Origin of the sequence: Vibrio sp. Isolate22, from assembly GCF_022398115.1 — a bacterium.
Taxonomy (GTDB): domain Bacteria; phylum Pseudomonadota; class Gammaproteobacteria; order Enterobacterales; family Vibrionaceae; genus Vibrio.
In genome coordinates, this window is sequence record NZ_JAKEUW010000020.1 from 1 (window position 1) to 22,701 (window position 22,701).

The window sequence follows — 22,701 nt, forward strand, 5'->3', positions numbered from 1 at the left end:
TCAATAGCAGTATCAGAAAGTATCAGAAAATTGAAAGCCTCTACCTCGTTTACCATGGTGACTTTTACATTGCCATGCTTCAACGGCTGAGTCGTCAATCCAAAACGTTACTGAGCCTCGCTTGCACAAGGCTTCATTATACTCACTCCAGTTCGCTATCTTCTTCTTCGACTTACCCATAACAACACCATGCTTCTACTACATGGGATCAGATCGCAGGACTGAGAAAAGGTTCCAACTGATTTAGTCAACAACGCCATTCACAGTGCTCGCGCAGTGGTTCGGTGCGGAGCTAACAAAGCGGATGTTATGGGAGCATGGTTGAGTGGAGTCATTGCACGCCGAGGCAAAGTAAAAGCGATTGTCGCTCTTGCAAACAAACTCGGTCGGGTAGCATCGCACATCTTGGCGAAAAATAGTGAATACGATATTGATCAAGCCATTAAGCCTGTTTAATTAAAAATAGTAAGTTCAAAGGGAATTTCGTTAAGTTTGTAATAGCTGATGAATAAACGATGAACCATCCTTACGGCTTTATTTATTACGTAATTCAATGGCACTAAATTGTACTAAATTTACCCGCTCTGATCAGCTACATTCATTACCCCACGTAGCCCATGCCTAAACCTCGCTACAAAACAACCAACTAGAAGCAATACATCCAATCACTCATTAACCGCGGTTCTCTGACCTTTTGTATTGATGAAGGTGCGATAAGTGGCTAGAGCCGGAAAGCGTCACTTTAATGGTTACGCCCTAAACCTGTTCTTATCTAAAATCAAGCGCCTGCAATGATTGCCGGTATATCTATTAAGTAATATGCGAGGTTAAGTAACCTCGCGTCATTTACTTTATTGTGAAACATTCATCGAGAACGTCGTCCCTGGATTATTGATTGATGCCGTTAAATGAGCATTATCATTGGACTGGTTTACAGTAATGGTTGCATTGTCGGGAAGACTATTTGCATAAACGTATGCATAAGCGTTATCACCATTTTGATTAACATTCGTCGTTACATACGAGGCATCACCATACAAGTTAAGACTTAGATTCGCATCTACACCATTTTGATTTAGGTTATACGTACTTGAATTTGTACTCACATTAAGATTAAGACTAGCATCACTAATAACGGATGTATCACTGACATTAATTACATGATTCACAGTATTGCTCTCGCCATTAACTGACATGTAAGCGTTAATTTCACCATTGGCGTTATAGCTCGAGGTTAATTGATTATTATTACCTTGAACATTATGTGTCATTGTTAGCCCTCTAGGCTGAACAGTGTCACCGACTGTGATAGTGGAAGTATTGTCATCACCAGAATGATATATATTAAGACTATTCCAACTACTCGAATCTGTCTGGCCGGTGTCTACATTTACGTTAATGTATGCGCTATTGTCACTGCCATTTTGGCTTGCAGTGAAAGATGTGAGACCATTCAAAATTGCATTTTCAGGAACAGTGGTTGAGTCTGCCTTTTGAATTTTGTTTCCCGTGCCTGCTGATTGAGGCTCCTCTAGGCTGAACAGTGTCACCGACTGTGATAGTGGAAGTATTGTCATCACCAGAATGATATATATTAAGACTATTCCAACTACTCGAATCTGTCTGGCCGGTGTCTACATTTACGTTAATGTATGCGCTATTGTCACTGCCATTTTGGCTTGCAGTGAAAGATGTGAGACCATTCAAAATTGCATTTTCAGGAACAGTGGTTGAGTCTGCCTTTTGAATTTTGTTTCCCGTGCCTGCTGATTGTGTAATACTTACTTGATTTAGTAACTCCCCACTATCAGTTTGCTGGATTCTAATTTCATTCGCGTTGACATTTAGTGATACCATTACAGCTAAAGCGGTCGTTGTATACATGTAGGTTTTCATAGTAAATTCCTTCTTTATATATTCCACTATCCTAGTTCTAACGCTTGCTTATATCTAGGGTGGTTTTGAATGCGCGAGGTTAAGTAACCTCGCGTCATTTACTTTATTGTGAAACATTCATCGAGAACGTCGTCCCTGGATTATTGATTGATGCCGTTAAATGAGCATTATCATTGGACTGGTTTACAGTAATGGTTGCATTGTCGGGAAGACTATTTGTGTATACCGTTGTATACATGTAGGTTTTCATAGTAAATTCCTTCTTTATATATTCCACTATCCTAGTTCTAACGCTTGCTTATATCTAGGGTGGTTTTGAATGCGCGAGGTTAAGTAACCTCGCGTCATTTACTTTATTGTGAAACATTCATCGAGAACGTCGTCCCTGGATTATTGATTGATGCCGTTAAATGAGCATTATCATTGGACTGGTTTACAGTAATGGTTGCATTGTCGGGAAGACTATTTGCATAAACGTATGCATAAGCGTTATCACCATTTTGATTAACATTCGTCGTTACATACGAGGCATCACCATACAAGTTAAGACTTAGATTCGTATCTACACCATTTTGATTTAGGTTATACGTACTTGAATTTGTACTCACATTAAGATTAAGACTAGCATCACTAATAACGGATGTATCACTGACATTAATTACATGGTTCACAGTATTGCTCTCGCCATTAACTGACATGTAAGCGTTAATTTCACCATTGGCGTTATAGCTCGAGGTTAATTGATTATTATTACCTTGAACATTATGTGTCATTGTTAGCCCTCTAGGCTGAACAGTGTCACCGACTGTGATAGTGGAAGTATTGTCATCACCAGAATGATATATATTAAGACTATTCCAACTACTCGAATCTGTCTGGACGGTGTCTACATTTACGTTAATGTATGCGCTATTGCCACTGCCATTTTGACTTGCAGTGAAAGATGTGAGACCATTCAAAATTGCATTTTCAGGAACAGTGGTTGAGTCTGCCTTTTGAATTTTGTTTCCCGTGCCTGCTGATTGTGTAATACTTACTTGATTTAGTAACTCCCCACTATCAGTTTGCTGGATTCTAATTTCATTCGCGTTGACATTTAGTGATACCATTACAGCTAAAGCGGTCGTTGTATACATGTAGGTTTTCATAGTAAATTCCTTCTTTATATATTCCACCATCCTAGTTCTAACGCTTTCTCCGTTATATCTAGAATAGATTGTTCGATTGCTAACCTCGTTGCGACACTCACTGGTTCGTTATAAGCTCCTCCTAGTTCTAGTTGCATTAAATTATCATCAAAAATTTTGTATGAATTTATACCCGAAGAGACTGATACTATGCTTTTCTTAGAGATACTGCTGAGTAATATCTCTCCGGTTTTAACAGATACCGCTCTTAAAGACACAGTTACGGTGTCTACAGAATATTCACTAGACAATGAAAAATCATTAAAGAAAATCCCCCCAGCCGCCTGCCTGTTATTATGATCATAAGCTATAACCCCTCCTGTGAATACAATACTTGGAACTTTCAATATTCCTAAATTTTTTGGGCTAACCGATACAGAAGCTAATTGTCTTTCATCTAACATATGAGAAAGAAAAGTTCTGTCGATAACCTTATAAAGTTTTCCTTGATTTATTGTAGAGAGAGAATGCATTAACATTGAGTCAAGACCTTGAGGGACGGCAGTAGAGACTTCCTGATACAACAAACCTTGTTTTCTTTGTCCGGAAAAATCAGCAAATCGATATACAGTCACATTCATAGGTTTTGAATTATGTGGATAAATAATGTTATCACTAAACTTGACAGTATTATCAGAATATGGTTTTTCTACTATATTATCTTCCAAGCTAGAACAACCTAAATTAAATATAACAAAAAATAATATAATGATAGTTTTCATTTCAACCTCCAATTCCTGGAACTGAAAGTTCAATATTTTGGTCACCCCCCTCTCCAGAAATGTTTATTTTTAAAATGTCACCAGTTTTTTCATAATCTAGATTTAAGCTATCTGAAACCTTTATGCTACCTTCACCTTTATTTTCGTCGAAAATTGATCTCGCTATTTTTTCTGAAACCTGAGCATTAATATAATTAACAAGTGTTCGTTCAAGTTGTTTAGAAGGGTTATTTCTATTTTCATTAGCCTCTTTTCTTTTAATTTCTTTTAGTATCCTTTGTTCTTGAGATTTGTTTTTTTCTACGATTGATATTCTTTCTTTAGCTGCGTTCACAAAACCTGGGTTGTATCCCCCAAACGCTGGGTTTGTCAAGTTATAAGTAACTTGCGCAGAACTAACACTCCAAGAAATAATTAATAACATGTATGGTAATTTCATCTTTAATCCTTTAATAATGCAACCAGTAAATTAAGTAAAGCAAATACAATGCCAATAGCATTGTTATTTTAAGTTTTTGTTTTCATTGAATTAATTTAAATATAAAAAAGCACAAACATAATATTCTCAAATTAGTTCTCAGATTGAGAACTAATTTGAGAATATTTATAAAAAATAACTTGTAATTCACATAAACCTCGGGGGTTAGGGAACCTTCAAGTCATTTAGTCAACAAACCGTTTAAGGATCAACGAAAAACTCCCTAATAGACCCGTTAGTTTAATAAACATTTAGATTTTATATACCATTTGATATACGATGCCGCGTAAACATTCCCACTTTATATTCGATGCCGCTTTGCTATGAAAATTGAAGATCTTAAATTATTTACTACCGTCGTTGAGCTTGGAAGCTTTACCGCTGCCGCGAACGCACTGGATCTTCCGCGAGCAAATGTCAGTCGCCGAATCAATGATTTAGAGAAATCACTCAATATACAGCTTTTCTTCCGTACAACGCGCAGCCTATCGGTTACCAAGTCTGGCGAGTTGTATTACAACGAGCTGTTGAAAGCATTAAGTGCTTTGGAAAAAGCCAATCACGTGGCGTCAAACTTATTAGAAGTGCCTCACGGGCGAGTCAAGATCGGTTTGCTTCCAGAGACCGGTGATATCGTCCAAGCCACCCTATTCAAGTTCCAAGACCTCTACCCAGAAATCGAGCTCGATATTCGCAGCATCAGTAATGGGTTTATCGACATGTATCGACAAGGGTTAGACCTTGCAATGCATGGCGGTCGTTTAAGCGACTCAAATGTAGTCGCACGTAAGGTAATGGATCTACAGCGTATATTCGTTGCTAGCCCAGAATACATCGCTAAAACAGGTAGACCAGCCACTCTTGAGGAATTAGCGAAATTTCCGTTTGTCTGTTTTCGTTGGCCAAGTGGTGATATCGATAAAGAGTGGGAAATATCTAATCAAGTCGTCAAAGTAGAGCCATCTATTGTTAGTGACAGTATTGGTTTTGTGAAAGGAGCGTCGGCGCGACACCGAGGCATTGCGTTATTGCCGCAGCTCATGGTCAGGCAAGAGCTCAAAGAAGGCACGTTGGTTAACCTCTTCCCGAACGAAACGTTGCAAAAAGAAGAAGCTTGGCTGCTTTACCCACAAAGAAAAGCGTTGAGCCATGCGAGTCAATTATTGATTGATTTCTTGTTACAAGAACTACCAAAACTCTAGTAATTGTCTCAATTTTCATGACAGTGTTATACCGTTAGCACTGATTATCTCTGCGTTTCATCTCGATAGAATTGCTCCATTAATATTTAGGAGCAATTCATGATGTCCATCTATCGCTACTCTCTACTCGCTGCCAGCCTTGTATCTCTTATTGGTTGCAACCAAGCGTCTGTTACCTCATCACATGCTGATTCAGCAAAAGCAAAGCAGGAACGCCCTATTCAAGTCATCCAACTTGAATCTGCATCTCAACAATCGAGTAAAACCTTCACAGGTAAGCTTCAATCAGTAGAAACCGCAGGCGTGGCATTTCGTGTTCCCGGCACTATACAAGAATTGTTTGTTAAAACGGGCGATCGCGTGCAAAAAGGTCAACCTATCGCGCAACTCGATCCACACGATTATCAAGTCGCGTTAGAAGAGCTGCAAGCTCGCGCATTAGAAGCGAAATCTGCACATAAGTTAGCAAAAGCTGAATTGGCTCGCGTGAAACAAGCGATTGCTGACGATGCCATTGCCAACGTAAACCTAGACCGTGCAATCAGCGGTTACGAACGCAGCGAAGCCGCAGTTAAAGTGGTAGAACAAAACATTCGTCGAGCGAAAGATTCGGTGCGCTACACCCGTTTATTAGCACCTTTCGATGGTGTGATCGCTTCATCAAACTTCGATCAATATGAACAAGTGCTGCCGGGTGTAGCTGTGTTTACTATTCATAAGCCGGAACAGCTTGAAGTGACCATCGACGTACCAGAAAACTTGATTCACCAATTCGAAGCTGAGCAACAAGCGACCATCAGTTGGTATCACGCAAAAAAGTCTATTACTGGTCATGCGACTGAAATCTCGACGCTCCCTCACCCAATAAAACAGACCTATTCTGTGACTTATCGTTTGGATGATTTAACAAATACAGACACTCGAAACCTATTACCTGGTAAAGCAGTGACGCTTACCACTGAATTAGGTGAAAGTAGCAACAACTTCTGCCTACCGTACTCATCGATTGTTAATCAGTCTGGCAATGAGCAAGTGTTTGTTATCAAAGGCTCACAAGCTGAATCCGTGCCTATCAACATCACCTCTGTGAGAGAAAGCAGCGCCTGTGTCGATTCAACGTTAAATGATGGTGACTATGTCGTCGTGAGCGGCGCTCAATACATCAAGGAAGGCCAGCATTTCTCATCCATCCAAGTTAAAGAACTGTAGGTGAACACCATGAACTTAGCTGACTTTGCAATAAAGCAACGAACCTTTGTCTTGTTCTTCACCGCGTTAAGCGTGATTGCTGGGCTTTATTCTTATTTCGACCTAGGAAAACTTGAAGATCCAAGCTTCACCGTAAAAACGGCTGTCGTCGTCACTCTCTATCCTGGTGCTTCAGCTGAAGAAGTAGAGCAACAAGTCACGGATACGGTTGAAACCAAACTTCAAGAAATGGCGACCTTAAACCGACTGCGCTCGCTTTCTCGTCCAGGGATGTCAATGGTGTTTGTCGATTTGAAAGAGTCGCTAAACTCAAAAGAACTCCCACAAGAATGGGATCTACTTCGTCGTAAAGTATCAGACATGAAAATGCTGCTACCAAGCACTGCGCAAATCAGCATCGTACAAGACGAGTTTTCTGAAGTGTACGGGATGCTTTTCTCAGTTTACGGTAAAGACGCGACTCCATCAGAGCTTCGTAGTTATGCCGAAGAGTTACAACGCCGCATTAAAACCGTCGTTGGGATTAAGAAAGTAGAATTGCATGGTGTCCAACCGCGCGTTGTTCATATCGATATCCCTGATGAACGTTTGGCGCAGTACGGCTTATCTATGGCGCAGGTATGGAGCCAGTTAAACACGCAGAACACCACGTTTGACGCAGGTAAGTTCTCTGCGGGTAGCGAACGAATTCGTGTTCAGCAATCAAGCCAATTCACTTCTTTAGCAGACATCAAAAACCTGATGATCAAAGGTGGTGTAAGTGATTTAGGTACTGGCCTTATCCGTCTTGGCGATATTGCTGATGTGACCATGGGCTATCAAGAGCCGATGATGACAGAAAACCGCTACAACGGCGTACCAGCCGTGACGCTTGCGATGAGCCCGGTGTCTGGTGTGAACGTCGTATCTCTAGGCGATGACATCAATCGAATCGTCAATGAGTTCCAAGCATCGCTGCCTCTAGGTGTAGAGGTCGCAACCGTTGCCAACCAGCCTGAAGAAGTTCAAAAGTCGATAGATAACTTCGTAAGCAACCTGCTTGAGAGTGTTGCGATTGTATTTGTCGTACTATCCGTTTTCATGGGCTTAAAGAGTGCAACCATTGTTGGCTCTAGCCTACTACTTACGATTCTGCTGACGCTCATCTATATGAACATCGCAGATATCGATTTACACCGTGTGTCTCTTGGTACCTTTATCCTTGCCCTAGGTATGTTGGTTGATAATGCAATTGTGATTACCGACATGATGATCGTGAAGATCAACAAAGGTATCGACCGAACGGTTGCAGCTATCGACTCAGTAAAAGAGACGGCAACACCACTGTTTGGCGCGACCGTGATTGCGATTATGGGTGCAAGCCCGGTTATCTTCTCCCAGACAGATGCCGCTGAATTTGCGAGCTCAGTATTCTTAATCATCGCCTCTTCACTACTGCTGTCATGGTTTGTGGCAATGACGTTCACCGCGCTAATGTGCTGGATGTTCATTAAGCCAACTGAGCAAAAAACGGATACAAAAGTCAGCTTGTACCGAAAGAGCGTGAACTGGACCGTCGATAATCCAATTAAAGCCCTGTCAGCACTGATACCTTTGATTCTGGTTACCGCGCTAGCGATTCCAAGCATTGCGATTAACTTCATCCCGCAAGCGGACCGTCCAATCTTGTTCCTTGATTACTGGCTCCCGAATGGCGCAAAGATCGAACAAACGTCAAAAGACATGGAGCGTATTGAAGCTTGGTTATTAGCACAACCAGAAGTAACCAGCATCTCTACCTATGTTGGCGCTGGTGCACCGCGATTCTCAGTAACGATCGAGCCTGAGCCGTTCGACCCTGCGTATGGTCAGATCTTGATTAACGCGACCGATTATCCATCACTCAGTACCTTAATCGCTCGTGGAGACAAATGGCTTGCCAGAGAGTTTCCAAACGCAAACCCAAGGTTTAGAGGTTTGAAGCTTGCGACATCAGATAAATTCAGCGTAGAAGCTCGCTTCTCTGGCCCTGACGTGGCTGTACTGCATGACCTATCTAACCAAGCCAAAGCGATTTTTGAAGCGCACCCTGATACCAAATATGTGCGTGATGACTGGCGACAAAAGAGCAAAGTGCTTCAACCGATCATCAACCAAGACAAGGTTCGCCAAGCTGGTATCAACCGCGCCGACATCGCATTTGCAATGAAGCGTGCTTCGGAAGGCATGCCACTAGGACGCATGAACCTCAACGATGAACTCATTACGATTCAACTAAGAGGTACAGATCGCAGCCTTCAATCACTAGAAACATTGCCAGTTCGCTCACTATTGGGCTTACATAGCGTACCTCTAGGCCAAGTTGTAGATGGGTTTGAACTAACAAGTGAAGAGACCATGATTTGGCGTCGTGATCGTGTCAAAACCATTACCGCACAAGCAGGTGTGGGCCGCTACACCACTCCGGCTGCAGTAAGGAATGCCGTCATTGACGATATTGAAGCCATCGAACTTCCACCGGGGTACAGCCTTGAATGGGGTGGCGAATACTACGACGAACATAAAGCAGTAAGTGACATCCTCAAACAACTACCAAAAGCGATGTTATTAATGGTGATCATTCTAGTCGCTATGTTTAACGGCTTTAAGCAACCTGTGATTATCTTCACCACATTACCGCTTGCAGCAACGGGGGCAACATTCAGCTTGTTGTTATTGGATAAACCTTTCGGCTTCATGGCTTTGATTGGTGCAGTCACTCTAACAGGCATGATCATCAAAAACGGTATTGTACTGATGGACCAAATTGAACTGGAACGCACCAATGGTCGTACACTGTCGGATGCAATCAAAGAAGCAACCGTGAACCGTACCATGGCTATCTCAATGGGCGCACTAACAACGGCTCTTGGTATGATCCCGCTACTAACGGACCTACTATTCGACCAGATGGCAGCAACGATTATTGGCGGTTTGGCGGCAGCAACCGTGTTGTCTCTGTTCGTGATGCCCGCGCTATACAAACTGTTCTATCGTGCCGAAGAAACGGTGAGTATTTCAGATGCGATAAAAGACGCTGTTGTTGTGCTTGATGCGACGCCTAGCAAAACAGACAACCAACAAACTAACGTCACTCAATAAGGAGCAGTAAACATGTATCGATTACCTAAGTTTAAAGTGGCTCCTATTGCCCTAGCCTTGTTACTTACCGGTTGTGCGGTTGGCCCAGATTACGAGGAGCCACAAACCACAATGGCAGAAACCTTCTTGTACAGCCAAGACAGTGAAAGCCACAGTGAGACGAATCAACAGCAGAACCATTGGTGGACTCAGTTCAATGATCCGACACTCAACCAGTTAGTTTCTGATGTGCAAAGCCAAAACATACCACTCAAACTAGCCGCTGAACGGATCAATATGGCCAACTCCTATAAGAGTGTTGTTGAATCTTTTAAAGTACCGACCGTAAATGTCGGTGGTGGTTACTACAACTACCAACTGAGTGAGAATGACTCCCTACTCGGCCCTGTATTTGGTGCATCTGATGCGGTTGAATCAGCAACCGGTATGTCATTGTTAGAAGCACAACATGATGGCGGTTTTCTTGGCGCGAGCATCGCGTGGGAAATGGACCTGTTTGGACGCATCGACAGACAAGCAAACGCAGCTTCGATTCGTGTCGAACAAGCCGAAATCTTCCAATCAGGGTTAAATACCTTAATCACCGCAGACGTGATCCACAACTACCTTCAATACCGAGGCGCGCAAGAACGCAAAGCAATTGCAATGGAGAACATACAAGACCAACAACGCACACTTGAGTTAGTAACTAAAGTGGTTCGAAGTGGCTATGGCTCTGAGTTAGATCTGGCACAGGCCAAAGCAATGCTAGCAGCAACGGAATCTATTGTTCCTCAACTAGAAATTGCAGAACAAGTTCACAAGCAGCGTATGGCGGTGTTACTAGGTGAGTCGCTTTCAGACGTTAATCAGCGTTTGGCGGGTGACTATACTCTTCCAAGAATGAAAGATGTTATCCCGACAGGTATCCCTTCAGATTTATTGGAGCAGCGCCCAGACATTCGCATCGCAGAACGTGAAATGGCCGCTATCAACGAAGAACTTGGGGCAAGTATTGCCAATCGTTATCCAAAGTTCTTCTTAACAGGTACGCCTGGCGTTACCGCTGGAAGTTTTGACGACTTGTTCAGCAGCGATTCATTCGGTTGGGCTGCGTCAGCGGGTATTAGTTGGAATGTGTTTGATGGTGGCCGCGGTGAAGCCATGGTCGAGATGAATGAAGCGAGATTCCGCTCAGCAGCACTTAATTACCAACATTCGGTAGATAGCGCATTCGCTGAAGTAGATTCAAGCTTGTTCGCATATGGTCGAAGCCAAGAGAATCAAAAGCGCATTGATGAAGCCACCCTTGCCGTTGATAACGCCGTCAGCAAGGCAAAATCTTTGTACAAGGCTGGCCTTGTTGATTACTTGTCTGTGTTAGATGCACAAAGACAACAAAAGATGATGCAAGACCGCCAAGTGGCCGCCAAGCTGCAAACCGCGAACACCACTATCGCTGTATACAAAGCACTCGGTGGTGATTGGAAAGTCTTTAACAATACAGAAAATGTCGAGTTAGCTGCTGTAAATTAAAAGACCGACACGCAATTCACCGAAGCAATAAGCAAAAAAATACCGCTGAATCAATCAGCGGTATTTGTCTATTCATACAAACGTGACTACTTAGCTTGGTTGCGCTTCGCCCGCTCTTGTACGGCATCACCCATCGTTAATCCCGTTGAGCTTTTCATCCAAAGCATGAAATCACGATCAAGCTTAAACTGCTCACCAAGTTGGGATTTAAAGTATCGACGGACATTCTGAGTCGTTTTATAGCTATCTGTGATTAAGGTATTCTCATCTATCTGATTTTTGTGCCAATCAACCTTTGCCATGTACTCTAATTCCTCCTTGAAAATAAGCGATTCAAATTATGCCACAACAGCGTCTGATTACACGTTTCTTGGTGCGAACATAATAATCGCCATACCAAGCAGCGCCACCGAACCACCAACTAAATCCCAGGTTGTTGGTTTCTCACCATCGACAAGCCATAACCATACCAGCGCGACTGAGATGTACACACCACCGTAAGCCGCATAAACACGCCCTGTTGCTGTAGGGTGCAGAGTCAGCAACCAAGCAAATGCTGCAAGGCTTAATGCCGCCGGAATAAGTAACCAGACACTCTTGTCTTCCCTTAGCCAAAGGTAAGGTAAATAACACCCTACTATTTCCGCTATCGCCGTAAGTACAAAAAGACCTACCGTTTTAAATTCAATCACAACTTACCTTTACCCACTAAAACCAACCCAGTTCATTCACTCAATTAGCCACTTCTCTCCGCTAATTGCTTTTACCCAAGGCAGCCTTCAAACCTTGTGCCTCTTTACAACCAATATAGATATGTTTTCCATCGCTTAAGCTTAGCTTTATTGCGGAGCCTGTCGATGCGTTATACAACCAACCATCGCTCAACATTCGGATACCAATACCTTGATACCACTTAGTTCGGTAAAACGATGTGTCGACGATATCAGATACCTTTACAACCTTTCGCCAAAAACCAAAGCCGAAATACCAAGTCAGCGTATCGCCTTTGAGCTCAATCGTCATGGAGAAAAAGAGAATCGCAATTAGAGCGTTTATCGACAGGGCAAACAAGGCGCCGAAGCCGTCGTCAGATGTAAATACAATAAACACACTAAGCACAATGAGGATCAGCAGCAAGCCTTTGTTAAGCTCCTTGCTATAAAACATACGTCAAACTCCTTTTGCTAGAGGTGTTGGTAAGCTACGTAACCTTATCTAAAGGCCAGCCTTCTAACCATTCGAGTCACAAAATGTGCGCAGACTCCAACAGCGACGCCAATGATCATTGCCTTGATGCTACCCAGCCAAAGTATCAAACCAGAGTACCCTTGTGCTGGCCCTAAACCATCGTTTCTGGTCACATCAGTGAACATGAACCCGTTCCAGCAAACATGTAACAATACCGTAGATAAGTGCATACAAATGGCAATGGTTCCAAATAACGCATGCCTGTCAGCAGCGCCATCTCGGCAAAATGAGAAAACGAGCAAAAAGGTAAAAATTAAAGGCGCAGACAACACCAAAGAGACAGTGAACGCTTCTAACCCACTCTGGCTTCCGTAACTATAAGTGCTAAACACCATGGCCATTGATAGCAAAAGCGGCACAAGTGCAGTCCATGTTAACCTGTTCATTTCAGTTCCCTGTCTTAGTAGTTAGCTTGAAGAAAAATTCGATAATCGTCAGGGAACGTTAATTACCAAAAATTGCACATCTGAATTGCACTTATATCTCAATAACTCGATAGAAAACTCAGTCTTCGGTGAACTTCATGTAACGCAGTTTTACGTTGGTTGCTGCATTACGCAAAACATAAAGTGTTTAATCAGAATTTAATTGGGTATTGGTTAAACAATCACAACGAAAAGTACCGCGTATTTCGATTCGACTGATTAATCTTGTAAGGAAACTTGTCTTTGAACTCATACGTTAGGCAACTTTTGTTGGTCGCACCATTTCCTGAAAGATTTGCCCGTTTAATTCGAAGTCTTTAACGTATGTAAAGCCTGCTTTTTGAGTATGAGCGGAAAAAGAACGCGCGTTATCTTGGTGTACGTAGGTGTAAACATACGGGAACTCGTCACTTTTTGACTTACAACTAAACTGAAACAGCTTCTCAAACACACCTTGGCCACGGCTCCCCTTACCCACACAAACTGGGCCCCAGAAGTATGAATTGGTTGTATTTAACTGAGTGCTTTCAATAGTCACAGTAGAAAGCTTAGCCGCTACTGATGTTAGCCCCTCGGAACATCTCCAAAATTGCCATGAAGCACACACAGCCATCGCAACAATGACATGATCGATTTCAGCAACAAAAACCGCCTCTTCTTGCTGGATTACTTGTTTGAGTAAGCCTTCATCTAGGACAGTGTTCAAGAAACCATCTGACCTATCCGACTCATCCAAATTTGAAACATGACACGATTCCTGCAATGCGACTAGTCGCCTGATATCCTCAAGCTTTGCAGTTCTAATTTCCATTACTACCTCTGATTATCCTTTCTTCTAATTGAGCGATGGAAGAATGTATTGCCGTTTAGCTTGTTACCCTCGACATGATAATGATGTCTATCAACTCACCTTCAACCAGCACCGCCTTGCGCTTTGTCCCCTCGACTTCAAAGCCAAATGACTTGTACAACGACAACGCAGCAGCATTGTTTGCATGAACTTCCAATTCAAGGCGTGCTAGATCCAACTCATTGTCACAATAAGACACCAAGTGTTCTAATAAAAAACGACCTACGCCCTTTCCACGGGAAGCTTTTGCTACCGCAACCCCAAAAGAAGCAGAGTGTTTTAATCTTGGTTTTGTCGAGAGATTTAACGCTAAATGCCCTAAAAGATTGCCATCTTTAGCAATGACAACGAAATGGCGTTGGTTATCATTGAACATCGCATCAAACTCTTCCCGTTTGATATCCGCTGAATAGCGATTGTTGTTCACGACTTCTTTATCGGTATAAATGTCGTATAAGGCTGGTAGATCAGCTAAATCCATTTCTCTGATTTTCATGAACCATTAAGCTCCAAACGTTTTAAAGATGAAAGTTATCCCTTCCATGACCTCTAGATGCACCGGAAATTGGTTGTTAAACCCAAGATAGCACTCGCACTTGGGGCCATCTAGCTTTGTAACTAGCTGTCATTTTGCTGTAGTTCTCTTCAGTCATTGCTCGCTTATTTGGCTTTATCAACATATTAAATGCGTCCTCTAATCCGTAAGGTGCAAATATTCGGATGTGATCTAACCCGTCTATAGTGAAGCCAATAGCAAAAGCAGATAACCAAGATTCAATACCTTGCTCAACACACTCATATGGCTGAATGGAACATCCGAACTTCGTCGAATAGCGCTCATGGATAGTTGCCTGATTTTTTACATCGATATCTACGATATGACTTAACCGTGAGCGAATGCGGCTTTTAAACTCATCTTCACTGGCGATCTGAGAACTGTCGAAATAAACGATATCAAAATCCTTTACCTGATCGAGAAGTGGTTTATTTTCAATGCTATTCCACACGACTTGAGTAATAGCGCCACCAGCAATATAGAAGTTTGGCAACCCTACTTCTCGACACACTTTAGCAGTATCAATTAACTCAGGAACTTGATGGATTAAATATTCAAGCTGTTTGTTCATACTGGCCAATTAGAACACGCTAAAGGTGAAGAAGATTGAAATGAATCACTGACGCAGATTGCGAGCAAACAGCCTACAACGCGAGTTTGAACCCTTCGTGTGTTGCTTTGAATCCAAGTTTCTCATAGAACCTGATGGCATCAGGGCGCTGCTTGTCACTTGTCAACTGAACGATTGTACAGCCTTTGTTTTTTGCCAGTTCGATAGCGTGTCCGAACATTTGCTCACCAAAACCTTGTCCACGATAGTCACTATGGATTCGAACACCTTCGATAAGACAACGCCAACTACCAATATGCGTTAGATACGGAATAAAAGTTAGTTGAAGCATTCCGACTAGAGCACCTTCTAGTTCAACAACCAATAATTCGTTGTTTGGGTCGCGTGCAATCGCTTCGAACGCTTCAATGTAACCACGATTCAACGGAATAGACGCATCTTCTCTTTTACTACCAAGTGGGTCGTTTGAAAGCAAAGCAACAAGGCTTTCCAAATCTTCAAATTCAGCTGAACGATACTTTAATTCCATCTATAAATCCTTTTTACTTCTGACTACTAACGCCGCATAAAAGTATGAGCAATGCGACGAAAAAGCTTAACCATACCACCGTAAAAGCCGAACTCAACTATTGGATGCAAAATGACATGCGTTGGGGACCTGTCTTAAAGGCTTTGTTATATGCGTTTTCAAAATAAAGCATCACCCAGACAAAATAAACTGTATATACCGATTGAAGTAGGTAAAACCAAGTCGAGAATTAACCACCTAATGCTCTGACTACGAACTAAGAAGTGATACCAATTATCAAATCTATGTAGTGAAGCAGAAATACGAATGTTCGTAAGATGTTGCTCCAAGCCTTTACTAATATTATCTATATCATTCAATTTTTTTAACAAACCATTAAGGTTTGATTGTTCGGAGGAATCAGACTTTATGTTTTGGCAAAAACTTTCAACTTCCAACCAACGTTTATCTAGTTGTTCAATAAGTGAATTCGAAGCAGAGTTATTCTCTAACATCCAAACATACAGATTAGAGTTTTCGCTTTTACCCGTAAAATCAAGCTCCTCATATGTACTTCCCATTGAGCCTCTGTTCCCTCGAAACTCAGCGTGTTTGGTTCCTGTCAGTCTTATTCTCCAGTATGAAAATTTGTTAATTAGTAGCCATGAATAATGGACAAGCTCATATACAACAATAACTAACAGAATCGTATAGATTGTATCAGGGGTTAAGTTGTCAAACTTCATTCCCCCTAAAAACCTTGAATCAGCAGCGGGCATAAGCCCAAGTTTAATCATTACTAAGGTAATGCTTGAAGCGATTATCAAGTTTCGCCTTATTTTTTCTTCATAATCAGTAGGTTCAATTGCCATAGGCTCTTTCATTACTGATTCAACTTGTTCTTTGAACTTTTCGTTATTCTTCATTATTACCCCAAAGCACATAACCAACTATTAGACAGAAAAGCTCTGCATTTAAATACGAATCATATGCATGGCACTTTACCACAATTAATCTCATGATTTCAGTGACTTAAAACATAGATAAGTCGTTAAATAAGAAAATACAGAATATTTCCATATGGTATGAATCTAGCGAAATCCCTCTCGTACTGTATGTGTCCACAGCCCTCCGAGCTATGTTGAAAACACAAAAAAGCCTGCCATCTATGCGAACATAAATGGCAGGCTTTATACGTTAGTTAAGCTTTTGACTGGCTAGCTTACGCCGCTTCAAATGCTAGGGCTTTCTTTTCTACTTGGCGGAAGATCAGCGTTAAGATGCCGTTTACTGCTAGGTAGAATGCGCCAGCAATACCGAACACAGTCAGTGTGTCGTAGGTTTGGCCGTTAATACGCTGAGCGTAGCCCATCAAATCCATGATTGTGATGGTGCTCGCCAGTGACGTTCCTTTGAAGACTAGAATCACTTCGTTCGAATAAGCTGGAACAGCGCGGCGTAATGCGTATGGCAGAAGCACTTTAAGGGTCGCGATTTTGTCCATACCTAGTGCACGACATGCTTCCCACTGCCCTGCTGGAATCGCGTTGAATGCGCCTCTGAACAGTAGCGTGCTGTATGCCGCCGTGTTCAAAGCCAGTGCCAACATTGCACAGAACCAAGGTTGGCTCAGCCATGTCCACATGAAGCTTTCACGAATCCAATCGAACTGACCAGGGCCGTAATACACCAAGAAGATTTGAACAAGCAATGGTGTACCAGTGAACAAGGTGATGATCCCGCGTGTTAACCAGTGAATCGCTGGTAATCTTAGGATCAACGTTACTGTCATCAGCAGCGACAAGATACAACCAACAAGCAGTGACGCGCCTGTTAGTTGAAGGCTGGTTGCTAAACCTTCAAGCATTTGAGAGAGGTATTGTTGATTCATGCCATTGCACCTTTGTTACCCAAACCTTGAATAGAGAACTTACCATCAATCACTTTTACTGCTCTTTGCGTAATCAATGTGATGATTAGGTAGATAGCTGCCGCCGTTGCGTACCAAGTAAATGCTTCGTGCGTTGCTGCTGATGTTAATTGCGCTTGCTTCAGTAGATCGGTGACACCAATCAGAGAAACCAGTGCAGTGTCTTTTAATAGAACCAACCACTGGTTCGTTAAGCCTGGTAGTGCGTGTCTTACTGCTTGTGGTAATACAATCCTGAAGAATGCGTGCGATTGTGGAATACCCAATGCACTCGCCGCTTCTCTCTGCCCTTTACCTACCGCTTTCAACGCACCACGAATAGTCTGTGAAGCGTATGAAGCGAAAATAAGTGACAACGCAACAACACCAGATAAGAACGGGCTAACTTCAACAAAGTCACCAGTGATCATGAAGAGCACTTGTGTTGAGCCAAAGTAGATAAACAAAACCACCAAAATTTCTGGTAGACCACGTACGATTGTCACGAACGCGGTTGTCGGCCATTTGATTGCAACACGACGAGACATTTCACCGCCTGCAAACATTACCGCTAAAACTAATCCAACCAATAGGCTTACGAATGCAAGCTGAATAGTCATCCAGCTTGCCTCGACGAGCCCTAAAGAGTAACCCGTTAATTCCATAAATTACTTACCGAAGTACTTGTTGAAGATCTTGTCGTACTCGCCATTTGCTTTAACTGCTGCAAGTGCTGTGTTCAGTTGTGCAACTAGCTCTGGGTTGCTCTTGTTTACTGCGATACCAAAACCGTTACCAAAGTACTCTTGGTTTGTTACTTGGTCGCCAACGTACGTTAGGTTGTCTTCTTTCTTAAACCATTCAGCTACTACTGCTGTGTCACCGAATACAGAATCGATACGACCGTTTTTCATGTCGATGAATGCATCTTGGTAGCTTGAGTAAGGTACTGCTGTCACACCTGGTAGTTGCTCAAGAAGGTAGCTTTGGTGAGTAGAGCCGTTTTGAACACCGATACGCTTGCCTTCTAGTGCTGCTTGGTCTGCTACTTTGCCTTCAATAGAGATGAATGCTGCAGAGTTGTCGTAGTAAGCGTCAGAGAAGTTTACTTGTTGAAGACGTGCTTCAGTGATGTCCATTGCAGAGATAGCCGCATCGTAACGTTTGAACTTAAGAGCTGGGATCAGGCTATCGAATGCTTGGTTGTGGAAAGTACACGTTGCTTTCATCTCTTCACAAAGTGCGTTTGCTAGATCAACGTCGAAGCCTTGGATTTGGTTGTTCTCATCCATGTATTCGAATGGTGCATAAGTCGCTTCCATTGCGAATTTGATTTCTTCTTGAGCTGCTGCATTGAAAGAAGCAAGGCCGATAAGTGAAGCTAGTAGAATCTTTTTCATTTTGTTACTCCGAATACTGTGTAATAGCGGCCTGTGGCCATTCTTATAATTTGATTGTTTTAATCGATGTTGTGTTTAGGTAAATCTCGTCAGTGACTTAGTGAGTCAGCTTAGGTTTAATGAGCGACTTACTTAGTGAGTCAAATACTCAGCAAACTCTGGAGTCTGCGGATTAATAAATGCGTCGCTGGTGCCGTGTTCCACGATGTAACCCTTCTCAAGGTAAAGAACGTGGCTAGCAATCTTCTTGGCGAAATCAACTTCGTGAGTCACTACCACCTGAGTAATCCCAGTGCCGCTTAGCTCTTTAATGATGCTAACAACTTGGTTAGTGATCTCTGGATCAAGAGCCGCAGTTGGTTCGTCAAACAGCAATACATCTGGCTTCATCATAAGAGCACGAGCAATAGCGACACGTTGTTGCTGACCACCTGATAGCTGTAACGGCCAAGCGTCTGCTTTATCTGCAAGCTGTAAAGTTTTCAAAACCGTTTGCGCTTGTTTGATCGCTTCTTGCTTATCTAGGCCTGCAACCTTAGTTGGTGCTTCAATCAAGTTTTCCATTACCGTCATGTGTGGCCACAAGTTGTATTGTTGGAAAACCATGCCGACTTTACGACGTAGCTTAAGCCCCTGCTTCTCTTGGATCTGGCTTGAGAAATCAAATTGCTCGTTAGCAATGTTCAGTTCGCCATCGTCTGCGATTTCTAGCAGGTTCAGAACACGCAGTAGTGAACTCTTACCAGCACCGCTTGGGCCAAGCAGTACCAAGGTTTCGCCACTCTCACAGTTAAAACTGATGTCGTGAAGAACTTGGATATCGCCGTATGATTTGTTGATGCTCTTTACTTGAATACTCATGCCAAATTACTGCATTAATTGTCATTTGTTGGTTATTCTATTTAAACTGAACTTTTATGCAAGAAAAATGTATAAAAAATTAATTTGTTGAATTTTTGTAACAAATATTGCACAAAAAACAGCCTCATTAACTGCTCTTACCTCTTTGTCATCCAAGTTATTGAAAAATCGAACATGACACCAAAAAGCAAACGTTTTTATAAATCCAAACTCACTTGTTCTGCAATGGTGGTAAATTCTTAATAGCAGCTATATACCTGCATAAAGTTCATGGATAACCACTCAACTTCTGCCCTAACACCAGCGAACAAGAGTGCTTAATATTCCTTTTATTTAGCTTTCTATGCGCACATCGAATACACAGCAATTATTGAAAATTGAGTTTCCTAGGAAGCGTGATGCTCCAATAAATGCTTTAATGGCATCTATTCTCAATAACTAGCACTTGCCAGCGAACAAGACGTATTACAAGTAACCAGTCATCTATTCTTAAAGCGACAAACACTAAGGCAATCATATGCAAAACGATGTCTCTTCTACGCTTGAGGCAACTCAGCGACAGACTCAACAGAATCCAGAATCAAAACCAGAGAAGAAAAGCCTCAGCATTTTGCTTGAGCTGATTAAATTTATTCAGCCGTATAAAGGTCGTGTTATCGCAGCGTTGATTGCTTTGATCTTCACAGCGAGCTTAACCCTTTCAGTGGGACACGGTATTCGCCTTCTCATTGACCAGGGGTTTAGCCAACAATCGTTGTCTGATTTAGGTAGCGCAATCCAATTCATCATGGTCGTGGTGGTATTGATCTCTATTGGTACCTTCTTCCGCTTCTACTTAGTCTCTTCAGTTGGTGAACGTGTAAGCGCGGATATCCGCCTATCCGTCTTCAATCACGTTGTGACACTGCATCCGAGTTACTTTGAAACCAATGGCAGTGGCGACATCATGTCGCGCATCACCACAGACACAACGCTACTTCAAAGTATCATTGGTTCATCGTTCTCGATGGCGATGCGTAGCGCGCTGATGTGTCTTGGTGCAATCATTATGTTGTTTGCGACCAACATTAAACTCACGCTTATCGTACTGGCATCGGTGCCGTTTATCTTGATTCCAATTTTGGTTTACGGGCGTCGTGTAAGAGCGCTATCACGTAAAAGCCAAGATTCGATGTCAGACGTTGGCTCTTATGCGGGCGAAGCGATTGAGCACATCAAAACCGTTCAGAGCTACAGCCGAGAAGCCCAAGAGAAAGCGTCGTTCGCACTTGAAGTAGAAAAGGCGTATGAAATTGGTCGTCAACGCGTAAAACAGCGCGCTATTCTGATCTCTGGAGTGATTGTTATTGTGTTCAGTGCGATTGCAGGCATGCTTTGGGTGGGCGGTACTGATGTCATCAACGGCACTATGTCCGCCGGCGATCTGGCTGCATTTGTCTTTTACGCGATTATGGTCGCTTCATCTTTAGGTACAATTTCTGAAGTGATGGGCGAACTGCAACGCGCAGCCGGTGCTACAGAGCGTTTAATCGAGATTCTGCAAGTGGAAAGCCACATCGTTGCCCCTGTCGAGAATCCAACATCACTTGATAACCTAACGCCAGAAGTCGCTTTTGATGATGTGACCTTCTGTTACCCCTCTAGACCGGATCAACCAGCAACAAGCAACCTGTCATTAACCGCCCACGAAGGTAAAGTATTGGCGTTAGTTGGCCCATCCGGTGCAGGTAAAACCACCCTATTTGAATTGCTGCAACGTTTCTACGACCCTCAAATGGGTAAAGTGACGCTAGGTGGTGTGGAACTGAACCAGTTTGACCCAAACGAACTAAGAAAGCAGATGGCGCTTGTTCCTCAGCAACCCGCTCTGTTCAGTAACGATGTGTTCCATAACATTCGCTACGGCAACCCAGATGCGACCGATGAACAAGTGATTGAAGCGGCGAAAAAAGCACACGCACACGAGTTCATTCAGAACCTACCAGATGGTTATCATAGTTTCCTAGGGGAACGAGGCGTAAGGCTGTCTGGTGGTCAACGTCAGCGTATTGCTATCGCGCGTGCCATCTTGAAAGATCCAAACATTTTACTATTGGATGAAGCCACTAGCGCTCTAGATAGCGAAAGTGAGCATCATGTTCAGCAAGCATTGGAAGAATTAATGCGTGGCAGAACGACGATCATCATCGCCCACCGTTTATCGACAATCAAACACGCAGACCAAATTGCGGTGCTCGATCAAGGACAGCTTGTAGACATCGGCAACCACCAGTCGCTCATCAATAGCTGTGAACTATACCAACGCTTGGTTGAACTGCAATTCAAACACCTGAGTGACGAACCCGTTAATAGCTAACAGCCAAGTCTCTGACAACGTGTGATTTCTAGCTTCAAAAACTTAAATCACACGTGTTGCAGTTTTGTTAAATTAGCGGTAGGGTTTTTATTCCAATAACAACTTATCCCGATGAAGGATAAGCAGATAACAATAAGAGAGTTCGCATGGAAGCATTATTATCTGACTACCCGGTAGTAACAGAAATCCCAGTCGCTTGGGGAGAAATGGACGCACTCAATCACGTCAACAACGCTGTGTATTTTCGCTACTTTGAAACCGCTCGCTTAGATTTCTTTAAGCACGTAGAGCTGATGGAAGAGATGGCAATCACCAAGGTTGGCCCTGTTCTTGTCGACACTTATTGTAAATATTTCCGACCTGTCACCTACCCTGATACTTTGATAGTGGGTTCACGAGTCACCGATATTCAAGACGACCGTTTTACTATGGAATACGCGATCGTCAGTAAAGCGCAGCAAAAGCTGACTACTGTAGGTACCGCGACTATCGTGATGTTCGACTTTGCATCGAACCAAAAAGCACTACTGTCACTGCGTCTGACCAGTGAAATTGAACGCATGAACACGCTTAAAAGCCCATGCTTCAAACAAGAAGCAGTAACGGAATAAACGGTTCGTTAATTCAGATCGAGTCAGAAAATCTCACGCATTAAAAAAGCCACTCGATTGAGTGGCTTTTTGTTTCT

General features: G+C 42.7%; 24 protein-coding genes and 2 pseudogenes. 8 read left to right on the forward strand and 18 right to left on the reverse strand.

The genetic code is table 11. The features are described from left to right. Nucleotides 1-18: 18 nt before the first annotated feature. A pseudogene (locus L1D55_RS13090) lies at nt 19-180 on the reverse strand (transposase); the annotation flags it as partial. Nucleotides 181-321: 141 nt separating this feature from the next. Between L1D55_RS13090 and L1D55_RS27585 the strand changes: the two are divergent. Beyond that, the gene (locus L1D55_RS27585) at nt 322-456 is read left to right on the forward strand and encodes a hypothetical protein (protein ID WP_275665305.1); all 135 of its coding nucleotides are present in this window, start codon (nt 322-324) and stop codon (nt 454-456) included. 161 nt (nt 457-617) lie between these two features. After that, a pseudogene (locus L1D55_RS13095) lies at nt 618-719 on the forward strand (IS5/IS1182 family transposase); the annotation flags it as partial. Nucleotides 720-851: 132 nt separating this feature from the next. Here the strand turns inward: L1D55_RS13095 and L1D55_RS13100 are convergent. The 4 genes from L1D55_RS13100 to L1D55_RS13115 form a co-directional block, all read right to left on the reverse strand. Continuing rightward, the gene (locus L1D55_RS13100; RefSeq protein WP_239917694.1) at nt 852-1,577 is read right to left on the reverse strand and encodes a hypothetical protein; all 726 of its coding nucleotides are present in this window, start codon (nt 1,575-1,577) and stop codon (nt 852-854) included. 672 nt (nt 1,578-2,249) lie between these two features. Then, the gene (locus tag L1D55_RS13105; protein WP_239917695.1) at nt 2,250-3,044 is read right to left on the reverse strand and encodes a hypothetical protein; all 795 of its coding nucleotides are present in this window, start codon (nt 3,042-3,044) and stop codon (nt 2,250-2,252) included. A 14-nt stretch (nt 3,045-3,058) separates the two neighbouring features. Next, on the reverse strand, nt 3,059-3,805 hold the full coding sequence (locus L1D55_RS13110) for a CsgG/HfaB family protein (protein ID WP_239917696.1): 747 nt from the start codon (nt 3,803-3,805) through the stop codon (nt 3,059-3,061). A 1-nt stretch (nt 3,806) separates the two neighbouring features. After that, complete coding sequence (locus L1D55_RS13115) at nt 3,807-4,244, reverse strand: curli assembly protein CsgF (protein WP_239917697.1); 438 nt, start codon at nt 4,242-4,244, stop codon at nt 3,807-3,809. Nucleotides 4,245-4,606: 362 nt separating this feature from the next. Here L1D55_RS13115 and L1D55_RS13120 point away from each other — a divergent pair, with 362 nt between their 5' ends. From L1D55_RS13120 to L1D55_RS13135, 4 genes are all read left to right on the forward strand, one after another. Further along, nucleotides 4,607-5,485: a LysR family transcriptional regulator gene (locus L1D55_RS13120; protein ID WP_239917698.1), complete on the forward strand. Its 879-nt coding sequence runs from the start codon at nt 4,607-4,609 to the stop codon at nt 5,483-5,485. A gap of 99 nt (nt 5,486-5,584) precedes the next feature. Continuing rightward, complete coding sequence (locus L1D55_RS13125; protein WP_239917699.1) at nt 5,585-6,694, forward strand: efflux RND transporter periplasmic adaptor subunit; 1,110 nt, start codon at nt 5,585-5,587, stop codon at nt 6,692-6,694. Between the two features lie 9 nt (nt 6,695-6,703). Continuing rightward, entirely contained in the window at nt 6,704-9,814 is a 3,111-nt protein-coding gene (locus L1D55_RS13130) for an efflux RND transporter permease subunit (RefSeq protein ID WP_239917700.1), read from the forward strand. Nucleotides 9,815-9,826: 12 nt separating this feature from the next. Continuing rightward, nucleotides 9,827-11,329, forward strand: coding sequence for an efflux transporter outer membrane subunit (locus L1D55_RS13135; RefSeq protein ID WP_239917701.1), 1,503 nt, complete (start codon nt 9,827-9,829; stop codon nt 11,327-11,329). 86 nt (nt 11,330-11,415) lie between these two features. On the opposite strand, the gene L1D55_RS13140 is transcribed toward L1D55_RS13135, so the two are convergent. The 13 genes from L1D55_RS13140 to artP all read right to left on the reverse strand — a co-directional run bounded on the left by L1D55_RS13140 (nt 11,416) and on the right by artP (nt 19,657). Further along, a complete protein-coding gene (locus tag L1D55_RS13140; protein ID WP_239917702.1) occupies nt 11,416-11,631 on the reverse strand; it encodes a DUF6434 domain-containing protein in 216 nt (71 codons plus the stop codon). A 57-nt stretch (nt 11,632-11,688) separates the two neighbouring features. Next, nucleotides 11,689-12,021, reverse strand: coding sequence for a YnfA family protein (locus L1D55_RS13145; protein WP_105024934.1), 333 nt, complete (start codon nt 12,019-12,021; stop codon nt 11,689-11,691). 61 nt (nt 12,022-12,082) lie between these two features. Then, nucleotides 12,083-12,496 (reverse strand): hypothetical protein, encoded by a 414-nt coding sequence (locus L1D55_RS13150; RefSeq protein ID WP_239917703.1) that lies wholly within the window; start codon nt 12,494-12,496, stop codon nt 12,083-12,085. Nucleotides 12,497-12,540: 44 nt separating this feature from the next. After that, on the reverse strand, nt 12,541-12,963 hold the full coding sequence (locus L1D55_RS13155) for a hypothetical protein (protein ID WP_239917704.1): 423 nt from the start codon (nt 12,961-12,963) through the stop codon (nt 12,541-12,543). Nucleotides 12,964-13,258: 295 nt separating this feature from the next. Further along, on the reverse strand, nt 13,259-13,813 hold the full coding sequence (locus L1D55_RS13160; RefSeq protein WP_239917705.1) for a GNAT family acetyltransferase: 555 nt from the start codon (nt 13,811-13,813) through the stop codon (nt 13,259-13,261). A gap of 55 nt (nt 13,814-13,868) precedes the next feature. Beyond that, a complete protein-coding gene (locus L1D55_RS13165; protein ID WP_239917706.1) occupies nt 13,869-14,348 on the reverse strand; it encodes a GNAT family N-acetyltransferase in 480 nt (159 codons plus the stop codon). A gap of 76 nt (nt 14,349-14,424) precedes the next feature. Continuing rightward, the gene (locus L1D55_RS13170) at nt 14,425-14,979 is read right to left on the reverse strand and encodes a nucleotidyltransferase family protein (RefSeq protein WP_239917707.1); all 555 of its coding nucleotides are present in this window, start codon (nt 14,977-14,979) and stop codon (nt 14,425-14,427) included. 73 nt (nt 14,980-15,052) lie between these two features. Next, nucleotides 15,053-15,508, reverse strand: a complete 456-nt coding sequence (locus L1D55_RS13175; RefSeq protein ID WP_239917708.1) for a GNAT family N-acetyltransferase — start codon at nt 15,506-15,508, stop codon at nt 15,053-15,055. A 158-nt stretch (nt 15,509-15,666) separates the two neighbouring features. Next, nucleotides 15,667-16,413: a hypothetical protein gene (locus tag L1D55_RS13180; protein ID WP_239917709.1), complete on the reverse strand. Its 747-nt coding sequence runs from the start codon at nt 16,411-16,413 to the stop codon at nt 15,667-15,669. Nucleotides 16,414-16,709: 296 nt separating this feature from the next. Beyond that, nucleotides 16,710-17,378 (reverse strand): arginine ABC transporter permease ArtM, encoded by a 669-nt coding sequence (gene artM / locus L1D55_RS13185; RefSeq protein WP_239917710.1) that lies wholly within the window; start codon nt 17,376-17,378, stop codon nt 16,710-16,712. Next, nucleotides 17,375-18,061: an arginine ABC transporter permease ArtQ gene (artQ, locus tag L1D55_RS13190; RefSeq protein WP_171367241.1), complete on the reverse strand. Its 687-nt coding sequence runs from the start codon at nt 18,059-18,061 to the stop codon at nt 17,375-17,377. The genes artM and artQ overlap by 4 nt, the downstream gene beginning before the upstream one ends. Nucleotides 18,062-18,064: 3 nt before the next feature. Further along, nucleotides 18,065-18,796 (reverse strand): arginine ABC transporter substrate-binding protein, encoded by a 732-nt coding sequence (locus tag L1D55_RS13195; RefSeq protein WP_102424729.1) that lies wholly within the window; start codon nt 18,794-18,796, stop codon nt 18,065-18,067. Nucleotides 18,797-18,928: 132 nt separating this feature from the next. Beyond that, the gene (artP, locus tag L1D55_RS13200; RefSeq protein WP_004741003.1) at nt 18,929-19,657 is read right to left on the reverse strand and encodes an arginine ABC transporter ATP-binding protein ArtP; all 729 of its coding nucleotides are present in this window, start codon (nt 19,655-19,657) and stop codon (nt 18,929-18,931) included. A 517-nt stretch (nt 19,658-20,174) separates the two neighbouring features. On the opposite strand from artP, the gene L1D55_RS13205 reads away from it, so the two are divergent. Together L1D55_RS13205 and L1D55_RS13210 are read left to right on the forward strand one after the other, a co-directional pair. Beyond that, the gene (locus L1D55_RS13205) at nt 20,175-22,013 is read left to right on the forward strand and encodes an ABC transporter ATP-binding protein/permease (protein WP_239917711.1); all 1,839 of its coding nucleotides are present in this window, start codon (nt 20,175-20,177) and stop codon (nt 22,011-22,013) included. Nucleotides 22,014-22,159: 146 nt separating this feature from the next. Beyond that, nucleotides 22,160-22,624 carry an acyl-CoA thioesterase gene (locus L1D55_RS13210; RefSeq protein WP_239917712.1) on the forward strand — a complete coding sequence of 155 codons (465 nt, stop codon included), beginning with the start codon at nt 22,160-22,162 and terminating at the stop codon, nt 22,622-22,624. The last annotated feature ends 77 nt before the right edge of the window (nt 22,625-22,701 follow it).

Excerpts from the sequence above, each read along its gene's own strand:
- L1D55_RS13105 (WP_239917695.1), bottom strand. The coding sequence starts at position 3,044 with ATGAAAACCTACATGTATACAACGACCGCTTTAGCTGTAATGGTATCA.
- L1D55_RS13125 (WP_239917699.1), top strand. The coding sequence starts at position 5,585 with ATGATGTCCATCTATCGCTACTCTCTACTCGCTGCCAGCCTTGTATCT.
- L1D55_RS13160 (WP_239917705.1), bottom strand. The coding sequence starts at position 13,813 with ATGGAAATTAGAACTGCAAAGCTTGAGGATATCAGGCGACTAGTCGCA.
- artM (WP_239917710.1), bottom strand. The coding sequence starts at position 17,378 with ATGAATCAACAATACCTCTCTCAAATGCTTGAAGGTTTAGCAACCAGC.
- artQ (WP_171367241.1), bottom strand. The coding sequence starts at position 18,061 with ATGGAATTAACGGGTTACTCTTTAGGGCTCGTCGAGGCAAGCTGGATG.
- L1D55_RS13150 (WP_239917703.1), bottom strand. The coding sequence starts at position 12,496 with ATGTTTTATAGCAAGGAGCTTAACAAAGGCTTGCTGCTGATCCTCATT.
- L1D55_RS13120 (WP_239917698.1), top strand. The coding sequence starts at position 4,607 with ATGAAAATTGAAGATCTTAAATTATTTACTACCGTCGTTGAGCTTGGA.
- L1D55_RS13115 (WP_239917697.1), bottom strand. The coding sequence starts at position 4,244 with ATGAAATTACCATACATGTTATTAATTATTTCTTGGAGTGTTAGTTCT.
- L1D55_RS13140 (WP_239917702.1), bottom strand. The coding sequence starts at position 11,631 with ATGGCAAAGGTTGATTGGCACAAAAATCAGATAGATGAGAATACCTTA.
- artP (WP_004741003.1), bottom strand. The coding sequence starts at position 19,657 with ATGAGTATTCAAGTAAAGAGCATCAACAAATCATACGGCGATATCCAA.
- L1D55_RS13165 (WP_239917706.1), bottom strand. The coding sequence starts at position 14,348 with ATGAAAATCAGAGAAATGGATTTAGCTGATCTACCAGCCTTATACGAC.
- L1D55_RS13210 (WP_239917712.1), top strand. The coding sequence starts at position 22,160 with ATGGAAGCATTATTATCTGACTACCCGGTAGTAACAGAAATCCCAGTC.
- L1D55_RS13175 (WP_239917708.1), bottom strand. The coding sequence starts at position 15,508 with ATGGAATTAAAGTATCGTTCAGCTGAATTTGAAGATTTGGAAAGCCTT.
- L1D55_RS13155 (WP_239917704.1), bottom strand. The coding sequence starts at position 12,963 with ATGAACAGGTTAACATGGACTGCACTTGTGCCGCTTTTGCTATCAATG.
- L1D55_RS13180 (WP_239917709.1), bottom strand. The coding sequence starts at position 16,413 with ATGAAGAATAACGAAAAGTTCAAAGAACAAGTTGAATCAGTAATGAAA.
- L1D55_RS13130 (WP_239917700.1), top strand. The coding sequence starts at position 6,704 with ATGAACTTAGCTGACTTTGCAATAAAGCAACGAACCTTTGTCTTGTTC.
- L1D55_RS13100 (WP_239917694.1), bottom strand. The coding sequence starts at position 1,577 with ATGACAATACTTCCACTATCACAGTCGGTGACACTGTTCAGCCTAGAG.
- L1D55_RS13135 (WP_239917701.1), top strand. The coding sequence starts at position 9,827 with ATGTATCGATTACCTAAGTTTAAAGTGGCTCCTATTGCCCTAGCCTTG.
- L1D55_RS13195 (WP_102424729.1), bottom strand. The coding sequence starts at position 18,796 with ATGAAAAAGATTCTACTAGCTTCACTTATCGGCCTTGCTTCTTTCAAT.
- L1D55_RS13205 (WP_239917711.1), top strand. The coding sequence starts at position 20,175 with ATGCAAAACGATGTCTCTTCTACGCTTGAGGCAACTCAGCGACAGACT.
- L1D55_RS13170 (WP_239917707.1), bottom strand. The coding sequence starts at position 14,979 with ATGAACAAACAGCTTGAATATTTAATCCATCAAGTTCCTGAGTTAATT.
- L1D55_RS13110 (WP_239917696.1), bottom strand. The coding sequence starts at position 3,805 with ATGAAAACTATCATTATATTATTTTTTGTTATATTTAATTTAGGTTGT.